The sequence below is a fragment of the Agrobacterium tumefaciens genome (genome assembly GCA_025559845.1).
Lineage (GTDB): Bacteria > Pseudomonadota > Alphaproteobacteria > Rhizobiales > Rhizobiaceae > Agrobacterium.
Genome location: CP048470.1, coordinates 227,301 through 241,196 on the forward strand (window position 1 = coordinate 227,301; position 13,896 = coordinate 241,196).

Here is a 13,896-nt window from a genome sequence, read left to right on the forward strand (position 1 = left end):
GGCAGTGAATTCAAGCGATTTCGAAGGCAGCTCTGACGAGCCGCTGGGTGTATTCGGTCTTGGGATGGGAAAGAACGTCCTCGACGGCGCCCTCTTCCACGATGCGCCCGTGCTGCATGACGATAACGCGGTGGCAAAGCGCCCTGACAACCTTCAGGTCATGCGAAATGAATAGATAACTCAGACCGCGTTCATCCTGCAGTTTGCGCAAGAGATCGATGATCTGTGCCTGAACCGAAAGGTCGAGGGCCGATGTTGGCTCATCCAACAGGATGAATTCCGGTTCGAGTGCAACAGCGCGTGCAATGGCAATGCGCTGGCGCTGGCCGCCGGAAAATTCGTGCGGGAAACGCGAGAGGATGTTGCCCGGCATACCTGCTGCTTCCAATGCGTCGCGGACACGGTCAAGCCTTTCAGCCTTAGTCTTGCCGAGGCCGTTAATGACCAAGCCCTCTTCGATGATTTGGCCGATCGTCATGCGCGGATTAAGCGATGCGAAAGGGTCCTGGAAGACGATCTGCATGCGTGAGCGAAGCGGGCGCATCTCAGCCCTTGAACGGCCATCTATCTTCTGATTGTCAAAAATGATGTCGCCAGCGGCGGGTTCATTCAGCCTGAGCAATGACTGGCCGAAGGTGGTCTTTCCCGACCCGGATTCGCCGACCAGTCCCAATGTTTCATGCCGTTTGAGGGACAAGCCGAGACTGTCGACGGCAACGAGTTCCTTCAGTTCGGGCTTGAACAGGCCGCCGTAGCGCATCATGAATGACACGCGCACACCGCTGGCGGTCAGCAGCACACCGGAATTCTCCGGCAAGGGCTTCGCCTTGCCATGCGGCTCCGATGCAAGGAGCTTTCGCGTATAGGGGTGGTTCGGTGCAGCAAAAAGCTGTTGCGTCGTATTGTGTTCACGCATCTCGCCATGCTGCATGACGTAAACATAATCGGAGAACTGTTTGACGATCGTCAGATCGTGCGTGATGAGCACCACCGCCATGCCCCGCTCCTTTTGAAGCGAGCGGATCAGGTTCAGAATCTGGGCCTGCACCGTCACATCGAGCGCGGTTGTCGGCTCATCGGCAATCAGCACGTCCGGGTCGTTTGCGAGAGCCATCGCAATCATGACACGCTGGCGCTGTCCGCCTGAGAGCTGATGGGGATACTGTTTCAGGCGGGCTTCGGGTTCAGGGATCTGCACCTGCCGCAGAAGGTCTAGCGCCCTCGCTTCCGCTTGCTTTCGGTTCATTTTCGAGTGGACGCGGATCGCTTCAACGATCTGGCTCCCGATTGTGTAGATCGGGTTCAGCGAACTCATTGGCTCCTGAAAGATCATGGAGATACGATTGCCGCGAAGTGCGCGGCGCTGACGTGTCGAAAATTTCAGGATGTCGTCGCCATTGAAGCGGATTGTCGAGGACTTCGAAACGGTCGCCCGTTTGGTCAGCAACCCCATGACGGTGCGTGCGGTAACAGATTTTCCCGATCCGGATTCTCCGACAATCGCGATGGTCTCGCCCTTGTAGAGCTGGAATGAGATATCCTTTACGGCATCGACCGTGCCATGTTCGACCTTGAAGGTCACGGCGATGTTGCGGGCGTCAATGATGGCCTCGTCACTACGGTGTTCGGCATCGTAGCGCTTGGCTGGAGCATAGGCATTCATGTGAGCAACAGTCATGATTTGCTCCTCTCAATAAGGATCGACAGCATCACGCAGGCCGTCGCCCAGCGCGTTGAAGGCAAAGACGGTGACGAGGACAAAACCGACCGGTGCCAGGATCCAGGGATAGGAGCCGATGACCGAATAGGTGGCCGTGTCCTGTAGCATCAGGCCCCAGGAAATCAGCGGCGGTTTGACGGCAAAGCCAAGGAAACCGAGGAAGGATTCCAGGAGGACGACACTCGGAATATGCAAGGTGACGGCAACGATCACATGGCTCATCACGTTCGGAAGGATGTGCTGGAATATGATGCGCCGGTCTGTGGCACCGACCGCCATGGCCGCACGAACGTAATCAATACGGGCCAGCGCGAGTGTCTTTCCGCGCACTTCTCTCGACATCTGGGCCCAGCCAAGTGCGGACATGACGCCGACAACGAAGATCAGAAAAATCGTCGTTGGTGCGGTTACGGGGATGAGCGATGTCAAAGCGAGATAAAGTGGCAATTGCGGAAAAGCGAGAACCACTTCCACGAAGCGCTGCACCCACGCGTCCAGCGGACCGCCGAAATAGCCTGAAATCAGCCCAACGCTCGTGCCGATGACGGTTACGATGGCAACAACACTCAAGGCAATGGCAAGGGAAATGCGTGAGCCATAGATCGCCCGTGAGAGGACATCACGCCCGAATTTATCCGTGCCGAGGAAATGCACCGGCTGACCATCCGTCGAGCCGAAGAAATGGCGGCTTGCAGGGATGAGGCCGAACAGACTGTATTCCGCTCCCTTCACGAAAAACCCGAGATAACGAGGGTTCTCATAGTCGGGACCGACAATCGGTTGAAAGGTAATCGGATCAAGTTCTTCGGTCTCGGCGGTAGCATAAACACGCGGCCAGATCCCAAAATTCCCTTCCTTGTCCGTGAACCGGACGACCTGTGGCGGTGAAAAGCTTTCGTGCGTTTCAAGCGGGTTCATGGGAGCAAAAAAGTCAGCGAAGATCGAGACGAGCATCAGCAGCCCAACCAGCACCAGGCCGATCATACCTGTGAAAGATCGTCTCAGCCGCCGCCAGACCAGCGCGACATAGCTTTCGTTGACATGGTGGGGTTCGCGCACTTTCGAGGTCACGTCGACGTCCTGTTTGGTGTCTTCGAATGCCAGCATTGTTACGCCCTCCCGAATTCGCGGACACGCGGATCGAGCATGGCAAGCATCATGTCAGCGATGATGTTGCCGATGATGAGTGTCGCCGCGAGCACCATCATGAAGGTCGCGGTTACATAGACATCTCCAACCGCCATGGAGCCGACGATCGCCGGGCCAACGGTTGGCAATGCAAAGATGATCGCGGTCTCGATTTCGCCACTCAGCATGTAGGGCAGCACGACACCCTGATACATGACCAGCGGGTGCACGGCATTGGGGACTGCGTGACGCATGATGACCGCCCCTTCCGACAACCCCTTGGCCCGCGCCGTCTCGACATATTGTGCGTTCAGCGTGTCGAGCAGATTACCGCGCATGACGCGCATATTGTAGGCAAGTCCGCCGAACACCGCGATCGCGACAACCGGCCAGACATGACTGACGAGATCGAGGAATTTCGCCCAGGACCACGGTGCTCCACCGTATTGCGGCGAGAAGAAACTGCCGATTTCAGAGACATCGAAATGGAAAACCATCAGGTAAACCAGGATCAACGCCATCAAGAACCGGGGAATGGTCATCCCAAGAAAGGAAATGGCCGAGAGAAGATTGTCGACCCAGGAATATTGGCGCGTCGCCGCCCATATGCCAAAACCAATACCCAGCAGCGATGCGAGGATATGGCATACGAGTGCCAGCACGATGGTGCGTGGCAGGCGCTCTCCGACCACATCGGCAACAGGCTTGTTGTAATAAAAGCTGTAGCCGAAATCGCCTCTGGTGACGATCCCGCCGATCCAGTTGAAATACTGCACGACAAGCGGCTTATCGAGACCATGCTCGATGCGATACGCCTGGGCTTGAGCCTGCGCCTGTTCGAACGACGCTCCGCCCTGGTTCATCAACTGCGAGCGAATGTAGTCGGCGTAGTCACCAGGCGGCGCCTGGATGATGGCGAATGTCACCACGCTCAGGATCAGCAACACCGGAATGGCGGAGCTGATGCGTATCATCAGGAATCTCAGCATCGAACGGTCTTCCTCCGTTTGGGCAAGCCGTGACGGATCACGGTTTGCCGGGTGCCTGCCTCCGGCCGCGCTTCACGCGCGACCGGTCTAGGTTTCTCCGGGAGGAGCTCTTAATTGATCGGGCCGCCTTCACCCGGCTTTCCGGGAAGCTGCTCGGGATAGAGTTCGTATTTGCCCTGCTTGTCAGCGGCCACCCACAGCCGTTCGCGGATGATGGCGTCCTCAGCCCAGTTGAACATGAAGATCGGCGTGCCTTGCGGCACATTGGAGAAGCGCTTGTTGACGATCAGCGCACCCGGATATTCGGTGAGACCGATCGTGTAGAGGTTCTGGGTGTAGACCTTCTGGTACTGCTTCATCAGTTCTGCCCGCTCGGCATTGTCCTGCGAGGAGATGAATTTGCGGACGAGATCAGCCATTTCCTTTTCGAATGGCATCAGGTCCAGTTCCTTGCCTTCGGGTGAGCGGTGGTTCCAGCTTGTGCGCGGACCGACTGGAGCCAGTTGCTCCGTGTTCTGCACGACCGAGGAGAGCTCAGTGGAATTGCGCCGGACCAGCCAGTCGAACTGGCCGCCATAATGGGCGGCATCGCGCTGGTTGGAATCCAGGCTGTTCAGGATGATGCGGAGCCCAAGTTTCGCCATCTGTCCGACCAGGCCTTCTGCAATACTCTTGTCGGTCGCATAGCCATTGTTGACGAGAAGAATGATCTCCACATTACGCCCACCAAGCGTTTCCTTGGGGAAATTCAAAATACCGTCGCCATCCGTATCTTTCAGACCAATCTCGGCGAGTGCTGCTTTGGAAGCTTCAAGGTCGAAAGGATAATAGACCGTCGAATTGCGGTCGTAGAAGCTCGTCCCCGAGGAGATCCCGCCTGGATAGATTGCTGTGAACGGACCTTTCACGAGGGAATCGCCGATTGCCTTGCGATCGATCGCGGACGTGACTGCCTTGCGGAAAACGTCGTTTCGATTGAGCTCGCGGATCGCTTGTCCCCGTTCGTCCGGGTTACCCCAGCCGTTGGCAGAGAAATTCATCTGCAGGTTATAACCGATGAGCCTTGGACCGAAGGCAAGCCGGGCCGGTGCGTTGGGGTCGGCAGCGCGCTTCAACGATGCAACGAAGTTTTCCGGCTGCTCGAGGTTGGAAATGTCACCGGATCCCGCCACCGCCTGAACGTCACGGTCGGCCCAGGTCGAGAGTTTGTAGTGAACCTCGTTGAGATAAGGCAGTTGCTGACCTTTCTCGTCGACCTTCCAATAATAGGGATTGCGGCGCAGGACGATGATGTCATCGGGCCGGTATTCGACAGGCACCCAGGCGCCCATCACCGGCATGTTCATATATTCCGGCGGAAAGGCGTTCTTGAACTGGTTGTAGGTGTTGCCGGAATATTTGGGGTGCTGGGGCTTCAGGATATGTGACGGCCCGGGGCAAAAGCTCGGATAGGCCATTGTGTAGAGGTATTGCTTCGGGAAGGCGCTCTTGAACGTCCATTCCACGGTATAGTCATCGATTTTCTTGAGCGTCGTTCCCTCGCCGAAGGCTTCCGGCGACGCCCCGCCACCCAGAGGCGAAACATTGGGATCGATCACCGCATCTTCCCAATAGAACATCACGTCATCGGCGTTGAAGACCTCGCCATCTGACCATTTTGCACCCTTGACCAGATGCATTGTCAGCTTGTGACCATCCTCGGACCATTCCCAGCTTTTCGCGAGATTGGGGAGCGGCTCTGTGTCCTTGGCATCGACCTGAAAGAGAGGTGCGGTTCGCGTCAGGCATTCGGAAAGCGCAATGTCGATACCGCCCCATCCCTGGCTCTGACCGGCGATATAGTTCCATCCCTCCGGCCGCCCGCCAACAACGTGGCGCATGGTATCGCCATAGACACCCATGCCGTCGGGAAGATTACCGGTCTTGTAGACGAGCGGCTCCTCCGGCAGGCGATCCTTGAGCGGCGGAAGCTTGCCGGTCTTTTCGAATTTTTCGGCGACCCAGTCGGGCTGGCTGTAGGATGGCAGCGCCTTGAACTCCAGGATAGAATCCCGCGAGACGTAGTTGATCTTGCCCTCTGCCGGAAATTGCGGCGGCTCGGGCGGCGTTGTCGTCTCGAATGCATTGGCACCGAGCGCAATCATCGAAACGCCCAGGGTCAAGGCAGCGATGGTGGCAGTCTTACGTCGAAGTTGCATCGTCATTCCTCCCAAATGGCAGCGCGTCCCGCGTCTGCCTCTTCTCCACGGCGACGGGTGCGTCGCGAACTCCCTATCGCCACGCACCACGCTTATGCACCTGTTCAGACAGCTTTCTTCAGCGCCGACTTTTCGGCTCTCAACTCCTCAATGGAGCGGACATTGCGGCGGGCCGCACCTGCCCAGTCGCGGGTCTTGACGCTGGATTTGGCAAGACGTTCTTTGGCGGCCGGTACGGCGTGCGCATATTGAGGAAGCCAGCGCGCCTGCGCGACCACCATCTCGTCCACCATCTGCCAGACTTCCTCCGGCGTTGCGACAGCACCGACCAGCGGATCGTGCAGGACGGCGAGCTTCAAAAGATCGATGTCGCCACTGATTGCCGCATGGACCGACATGCGCTGAACGTTGATGGATGCAAGGCAAGTCGCAGCGCACGCTTCCGGTATCGTAATTCCGGAGACCATGTTGATCCCGAAACGATCAACGAAGCCGGGCGATTCGATAATCGCGTCAGACGGCAGATTGCTGATGACGCCATTGTTCTTGACGTTGAAATGACCCCGGTAGACGCGGCCTGTCTCGAGAGCCTCGAGAATATGACTTGCATGCTCGTTCGAGCGCTTGGCCGGATCGATCGGCTTTGCTGCCGAGGCAAGAAACTGCGGAAACTCCGTCTCAAACCAGTTTCGGGTTTCCGTCGAGTGGCGCAGATATCCGCCTGTCTCGCCATGGATCCAATCCGACATGTCGATCCAGCGGGCGATTTCATCAGGACGCTTGCGATACCAGGGAAGATATTCGGAAAGATGGCCGTTGCTTTCGGTCGAATAGACGCCAAAACGCTTCAAGACGTCGATACGCAGCTTTTCCTGCTGCGAGAAGACCGTGTGAGCCTCGAAGGCCGCAACGAGCTCATCTTTTTCAATCTTTCGCCCGTTCAGCCTGAGATCGATGAACCACGTCTGATGGTTGATACCCGAGCAGATGTAATCAAGCTCGGACACGGATTTGGCGCCGAGTATCTCTGCAATCTGTTCAGCACCATGCTGAACGCCATGGCAAAGCCCGACAGTATCGACCTTGCCGTATTCAATCGCCGCCCAGGTGTTCATGGCCATGGGGTTAGCGTAATTGAGGAATTTCGCACCGGGTGCAGCAACCTCGCGGATGTCCTTGCAGAAGTCGAGTATGACCGGGATGTTGCGCTGGCCGTAAAGAATCCCTCCGGCGCAGATGGTGTCTCCGACGCACTGGTCGATGCCATATTTCAGTGGAATGCGGATATCGTCTGCATAGGCTTCAAGCCCACCGACACGAACGCAGCTGATGATGTATTTAGCTCCCTCGAGAGCTTTTCTGCGCTCGGTATGCGCGGTGATCTTCACGGGCAGCGCATTCGCCTCGACGATCTTGTCGAGAATTGCCTTGATCATGTCGAGATTGTGCTGGCTGACATCGGTCAGCGCGACTTCGATGTCGCGAAACTCTGGAACGCACAACAGGTCCGTGAACAGCTTTTTCGTGAAACCAACGCTGCCGGCACCAATTATAGCGATTTTGAAACTCATAACGTCACCTCTGTTGCAAATCGAACGGGTGAAACGGACCAAAGGGCCTCAAAATAGCGATCGAACACCACAAAGTTCAGAAGCGCCCAAAAAATAAGCGTAATTTCCAAACTTTCCTCCCGATCGTCCCTCTGACTGTCTCCTCGGATCGGGATTATGCGTATAATGATTGTCATAACCAGAGAAGGATTATGCTTTCATGGGTAATTTTGTGCTGCAGGATTTGATCGACCAAGGACCCGGTATGCGCACGGTCTCGCTACCGCGCGGGCGCCAGACATTGCACACCATGCCGACGAGCAGTGGTTATGAAATCCGTCGTGACCGTGGCTACGACTGGGACGGTCGCAAACGCGGACAGACGCCCTTTACCGTTCTCCAGCACTCCATCGCCGGACAGGGTAATTTGCGCTACGAGAACCGTGTCTACACCGTCAAGCCGGGTGAGACGCTGCTGCTCCTGATCCCCCACAATCATCGTTACTGGCTGGAAGATGGGCGGGAGTGGGAGTTCTTCTGGATTTCGATGAATGGCGAGGAGGCCTTGCGCATTCATCGCAACATTCTCGCCGTCACAGGGCCGATCCTCAAGTTGCAGGCATCGACGATCGACCATCTTGCCTCATGCTGCTCTCGGCTCGTCAATGGTGCGGAAACTCCCGGCGCTGCGTCCGCTGTCGCCTATGAGGCGGCAATGATCCTCTATGATGACGTCTTCGGCTCTCACCCTTCCTTCAGTGGTGAATACCGCACGATGCAGCAGGTCCTAAGCTATATAGACAGCCATCTCGGCGACCGTCTGTCGGTCGGCGATCTTGCGGCAGTCGCCGGCCTCAGCCGAGCGCATTTTTCACGGATCTTTGCCGCAAGCGAAGGCATGCCTCCTGCAGAATTCGTCCTCGCGCGGCGTCTCAGGCGCGCTGCAAAACTGTTGACGACGGCTGAGACGATGCCGATCAAGGAAGTCTCTGTGCTATGCGGCTTTGACGATCCCAACTATTTTTCGAAAGTCTTCAGACGCCTTTACGGAACCAACCCAAGCGATTTCCGCACGACTGGCATGTATGCGAGCATCAGACACACGTGAGCGCGTGATCAAGACTTGCTTTTGCCACGTTTGAGGCGGCTAACAAAAGCAAAGCCAAGGCAATGCCGAAGATGGAGACAGCTTGAAATGAAAAGGACGTTCTGGCTGATTTTCTCAATGCCAATTCGGGCGATCATTGTCGTAGTGTCTTTCATCGACGTGATCTTTCGCCCACTTTACCGGCCCGTGGTGAAGGCGATCTCGTCGATGACGGTATTCAGGCGTATCGAGGCTCACATCGCCAGCCAGGCACGAGTGGTGATCCTGCTTCTTCTTGCTGTGCCTTTTGCAATTGCCGAACCTATGAAGGTCGCCGGACTGGTCGTTATGGCGCACGGACACGTCGCATCCGGTCTTACCATGGTCATTCTTGCGCACCTTGCCACGTTCCTCATCGTCGAGCGCATCTATCATGCCGGCCGAGACAAGCTTTTGACTTATGCCTGGCTCGCCTGGGGCATGCGCTATGTTGGCATGGCCAAAGCGTTCTACGATCGGATCAGGATTGCCGTACTGAACTGGGTGCGGTTGCGTGTCCTTCTGTCCTGAGGTGCGCCACGGAAATTACGCTCGACCGCGCCGTTTCGCGCGTCTTTCAAACAGGGCGGCGACCTGGAGTGAGACAAGTATGATCGCAACGCCGGCGCCTACACGTGCCTCTGGCACTTCCCCAAATATGAAATAACCGACCGCTGTCGTAAAAAGCAGCGAGAGATAGCCGACCGGCGCAAGGAGGCTTGCGTCCGCCATGCGATAGGCTCGAAGGAAGCAATATTGCCCGAGCTGTGCGAGAAAGCCGATTGCCAAGAGCGGCAACCAATCGAAGGCTAGAACCGGTTGCCACGTCCACAACGCCGGGACCGCTGTGATGGCGGCGAGACCGACCGTGTAGAAGACCATCATGACAGTGGTGTTTTCCTCGCGCAGCGCACGGGTCTGAATGATCGCCAGCGCTCCGAAGATGACCGAAACGAGAACGACCAGGACGCCAGCGTTGAAATCCGCTGTCCCCGGCGCAATGACAACAAGAACGCCCATAAACGCCATGATCGCCCCCGCCCAGCGAATGCGGCTGACATATTCGCCGAGAAACACGACTGCCATTGCCATCGTCACCAACGGCCTGGAAAAGCCGACTGCATTGACCGTCGCGAGGGGCAACATGGTGATCGCAAGAAAATTGCTCGTCAGCGCGATCGCGTTGCAAGCGATGCGGAATAGATTGCGGAGCGGATATTTAACACTCAGCATTTCCCCCCGGTGACGCCAAATCAACGGCAGGATGAACAAAAGGCCGATCACTGCACGAATAAAGACGAGCTGAAACGCCGGATAGGTCGCACCTTGCGCCTTGACGAGGGCCGTCATTCCGCCCGCCACCAGTGTCATGTCAAGCAGCAGCCAGCCGACACCGGCGCGGGCATTGGAGCCTTGCGTCTCCAATACCGTTACGCTGTCATTTTGCGCGTTCACGCCGGCTGCACAAGGTTTGCCATCAGACGGAATGCGCCGGGAACCAGTTTGTCCATCTGGTGATGGAGGACCAGACTGGTGTGCGTGTGGCGTCCTTTGCCGAAACGGCCCGAAATCAACGCGCCTTTCAGAGGCTGTTCGTTGACATCATGCATGGCAAGCAATGGTTCATAAGCATCATCCCACCGTGCCGCAAAATAAAGGCCTCTCTCCTTGTCCCATCCGGCCCAATCCTCATCACTGATCACGTTCGGCCCCGCAAGCAACGGATGATCCGGCGCGAGTACCGTCACCTCGGCATGTGGATCCGTCACGCGCCAACGTAACGACGGTTTTCCGATCTCAAGCCGCCTGACGGGTGTCGACTGCGGGTCCCATCCATCGCTTGGCCGATGATAGAGGGTGACGAGATGCCCTCCCTGTTCGACAAATCGATGCAGCTTGGCGGTTGCTGCGGCGAGATCGCTTCTAATTCCGAAGGCGAATATGCCGACGACTATGGTCGTATAGGACGTGAGATCGCCGCTGAGCGCCTGCGCATCGAGCTCAGTCACGTCGAGGCCCATGCGGCCGAGCCAAGAACCAACGTTGTCTGCGCCACCACCGACGTAACCCACTCGTGCTCCAGCTGGCAGCTTCATGTCGAGCGATAAGATTCTGAGTTTGGACGGCGCCAGAAACCTTGCCCGGCCAATATGAGGATAGGCAATCGGCGTCACCTGAAACGCAGCATGGGATCCGGTGCGTGCATCAAGTGAAACAAGCCCGGCAACAGCTTCTCGTGTGCGCTCTGCAACCCAGTCGTCGCCTGATTTGCGCACTTTCCATCCGTCCGTGGCCTTGAAGGAAAGAGCCGTCTCGTCGCCCCGTGCGAGCGCCTTGAAACCCAACTGTGGTGCCGAAGCGCCAAGAGGAACAAGGAGCGCGTCGGGCGCAAGTGTCAGCGAAAGCGCGGGAGAGACAAAGAACGGCTCCTCGAGATCGAAGCTCGCTGTCACGGTCCGCGCCCCGATCTTCGCTGACACCCGAACAGACGCATGACCATTGCCACCCATCGCATTCCAGACCGGCTGGTAGAGCCCTGAAACGGGTACATCCTTTTCGGCCAGCAACGAGAATACCGTGGCCTGACCGAGCGTTTCGACGGAGGATGAGACGCCGGATGGAAGAACAGGCGTGACATCGACCTCGTATGTGGAGGGTGACGCCGAAAATTCGACGTGCAAGAAAGCTTGTCCGCCCGGCCTTATCTCGGCTGGCTCCACATAGGCGCGCTCAAAAATATCGATTGCTGTCAGGATCGCTGCGTCGAGCTGCGCGCGTTTACGGACGATCCGATGCCCGTGAAGGTCACGGAATTCCTGTCCTGCCGTTTCGTCGACATGTTGCAGGAGGGCCGCGGCCTCAAGAAGTGACGCCTCGATTAATTGCCTCGCCGGGAAGGCCGAAATCGCGCTGGCAATTGCCTCATCGGCTTCACCCAATGCCTTCACCAGATCGGGATCAAGTCCCGGATGCTCCGCGAGGTCCAAGAGTGACGCTGGAAGATTGTCGGCAATGGTTGCCTCTTTGCGATCACCGTTCTCGCTTGTCTCAAGGTGCAACTGCCAAAACACCTGCGGATCCTTTGGCCAGTGACCCATCCCCTGCGAGGCATGATAAAACCTGGACCATTCACCGATACGGTCATATTGCGCACCAGTTGCCTGTTCTTTTCCCTCTGCGGCGATGACGAGCGTCGTTTCGGGTGGAGGAACCTCATCGTCATAGGTATCGCCACCGCCCGACCAGGCAGGCAGGTAAAACTTTGCCACTTTCCACGGTGTCAGCCCTTCAGAAAAATGCTCCGGAAAGGCCGATGTATCAGCAGCCAGAGAGATCGCAGTCTTGGCAGCGCGTGTCATGGCGCGGTGATGGCCATGCTGGCCTGGTACATCGAGGAAGGTTGGAATGACGATATCGGGACGTTCCTTGCGATAGGCACGGACGAGCCGTTCAACGATGCGCGTTTCTCCCCACCGGTCAAACGTCCGGTCGCCATCCTTGGAGAAACCGAAATCATGAATGAGGTCGGCTGGTCCATGCCCGAGCCAGTGGACGTCGGCGTCGATGACGCGAGCGGCCTCCTCTAGCTCACGGGACCGTATGACGCCAAGAGCACCGAGGCGTTCTGGCCCCAGAGCATTCTGGCCACCTTCGCCGCGCGTCGAGCAGGCGATAATAACCCGCATGCCCAGCTCCATCCTGAGATAGGCAAGCAACCCGTTCTGCTCATCATCGGGATGCGCACCGGTGTGCATCACCGTCGCGACCGATTTCAGGGCACTCAGCCGCCGGTGCATGCGCACAAACCATGGGTCGGCCATCTGCCGTTCGATGCGCTCTCGTGAGTTCAGCATTGACAGTCTCCTCCAGAATTCAGGCCTGTGCAGCCCCAGTCGCCGCAATCGACGTCTCGAGTTTCGGTGTGACGATATCGAAAAGGGGCAGAGCTGCAGCGCCAAGGGCCGCCGTCAACTGCCCGGATGTCCCATGGATCACGCGTGGCAATTCGCGCTGCCGGCGGCTTGCAACCGATGTCGGCAGGCTTCCCATGCGGGTGATGATTTCGCGGATGACAGGCTCCGGCAGTGCGCCACCGAAAATGATTGTCTGCGGATCAAGGATGTTTTCGAGCATCGCAACGATGGGCGCGAGATGATCGGCTGCCTCATCGATCCACCCCATCAGGACGGGATTGGATGCATTGAAGAGCGCCTCAAGGTCATCGAGTTCGGTATCAGCAATGCCGATGGCCTGCAATTTCTCCTTGAGCACATAAGCCGAGGCATAGGCCTCCAGGCAGCCTCTCTGTCCGCAGGACGGGCAAGGCCTGCCACGCGGAGACACGGTCACATGGCCGATTTCACCGGCGTTTCCAAAAGCACCACGGTAAGGGGCGCCTTCCTGGATCATTCCGAGACCGATACCGACCCCGAAATAGATCATGCAGAAATTCGGGATGCTGAGACCTTGACCGAACAGGCGCTCGCCGACGGCGGCTGCGGTCGCGTCGTTTTCAACCACGACCTGCTGGCCGCACGCATCGCTGAGCATTTGCCGGGCATCGATCCCCACCCAACCCGAAAGGGTCGTCGGGCCGACCGAGGTCATCCCGTCAATTTCGAAGGGCCCGGGCATGACCACGCCGGTCCCAAGCAGCCTGCATCCCAGGGCTCCTGCGACAGCGGCGTGCTCTGCGGCAAAGGTCTTGAGGATATAATCCGGTTTGGTGTTTTTCAGGCGCGTGACGCGCTCAGCGCGCAAGACACCGGCCAGGTCAAGCCCGACAGTGACCATGTGGTCAGCGGCAATCTCAACGCCAATCGTCGCACCGCCGTCGGGATTGACGGCAAACTGGATCGGCGGCTGGCCACGGCCGGTGCGGCGGCGTCCAAGCTCCTTCAGGAGCTGTTCGCCCATCAGCTCTTCGACAATATTGGCAACTGCCTGCGGGGTCAGATGGGTGATCTTGGCAATCTGGGCGCGGCCGAGGGAGCCGTGCCTGCGAACAAGATCGAGGACGACTCGCCTGTTATGTTCGCGGCTGCGCTCGGGATTTTTGCCAATTGCGACCGGATAGGCATCCAACGTGTGCACCGTCATCTCTTCAACTTCCCGTATCGTAGAAAATTCATAGCGTCGAATTCACGATAAGCGCAATATAATAATTCAAGTAAATTATCTTATT

At 57.5% G+C, this 13,896-nt stretch carries 10 protein-coding genes; 2 read left to right on the plus strand and 8 right to left on the minus strand.

The window, feature by feature from the left end; all coding sequences use genetic code 11:
• Positions 1-10 precede the first annotated feature (10 nt).
• From FY156_17620 to FY156_17640, 5 genes are all read right to left on the minus strand, one after another.
• Positions 11-1,678 carry an ABC transporter ATP-binding protein gene (locus FY156_17620; GenBank protein UXS03382.1) on the minus strand — a complete coding sequence of 556 codons (1,668 nt, stop codon included), beginning with the start codon at positions 1,676-1,678 and terminating at the stop codon, positions 11-13.
• 12 nt (positions 1,679-1,690) lie between these two features.
• Positions 1,691-2,827, minus strand: coding sequence for an ABC transporter permease (locus FY156_17625; GenBank protein UXS03383.1), 1,137 nt, complete (start codon positions 2,825-2,827; stop codon positions 1,691-1,693).
• A gap of 2 nt (positions 2,828-2,829) precedes the next feature.
• The gene (locus FY156_17630; GenBank protein UXS03384.1) at positions 2,830-3,837 is read right to left on the minus strand and encodes an ABC transporter permease; all 1,008 of its coding nucleotides are present in this window, start codon (positions 3,835-3,837) and stop codon (positions 2,830-2,832) included.
• Positions 3,838-3,947: 110 nt separating this feature from the next.
• Positions 3,948-6,035, minus strand: a complete 2,088-nt coding sequence (locus tag FY156_17635) for an ABC transporter substrate-binding protein (protein UXS03385.1) — start codon at positions 6,033-6,035, stop codon at positions 3,948-3,950.
• Between the two features lie 104 nt (positions 6,036-6,139).
• Positions 6,140-7,606 carry an alpha-glucosidase/alpha-galactosidase gene (locus tag FY156_17640; GenBank protein UXS03386.1) on the minus strand — a complete coding sequence of 489 codons (1,467 nt, stop codon included), beginning with the start codon at positions 7,604-7,606 and terminating at the stop codon, positions 6,140-6,142.
• Positions 7,607-7,805: 199 nt separating this feature from the next.
• Here FY156_17640 and FY156_17645 point away from each other — a divergent pair, with 199 nt between their 5' ends.
• Positions 7,806-8,693, plus strand: a complete 888-nt coding sequence (locus tag FY156_17645; protein UXS03387.1) for an AraC family transcriptional regulator — start codon at positions 7,806-7,808, stop codon at positions 8,691-8,693.
• A gap of 87 nt (positions 8,694-8,780) precedes the next feature.
• On the plus strand, positions 8,781-9,242 hold the full coding sequence (locus FY156_17650) for a hypothetical protein (GenBank protein UXS03388.1): 462 nt from the start codon (positions 8,781-8,783) through the stop codon (positions 9,240-9,242).
• Between the two features lie 15 nt (positions 9,243-9,257).
• Here the strand turns inward: FY156_17650 and FY156_17655 are convergent, their stop codons facing one another.
• From FY156_17655 to FY156_17665, 3 genes are all read right to left on the minus strand, one after another.
• Entirely contained in the window at positions 9,258-10,082 is an 825-nt protein-coding gene (locus FY156_17655; protein UXS05134.1) for a DMT family transporter, read from the minus strand.
• 80 nt (positions 10,083-10,162) lie between these two features.
• Positions 10,163-12,565, minus strand: coding sequence for a PIG-L family deacetylase (locus FY156_17660; GenBank protein ID UXS03389.1), 2,403 nt, complete (start codon positions 12,563-12,565; stop codon positions 10,163-10,165).
• Positions 12,566-12,584: 19 nt separating this feature from the next.
• Positions 12,585-13,811, minus strand: coding sequence for an ROK family protein (locus FY156_17665; protein ID UXS03390.1), 1,227 nt, complete (start codon positions 13,809-13,811; stop codon positions 12,585-12,587).
• Between the last annotated feature and the right edge of the window lie 85 nt (positions 13,812-13,896).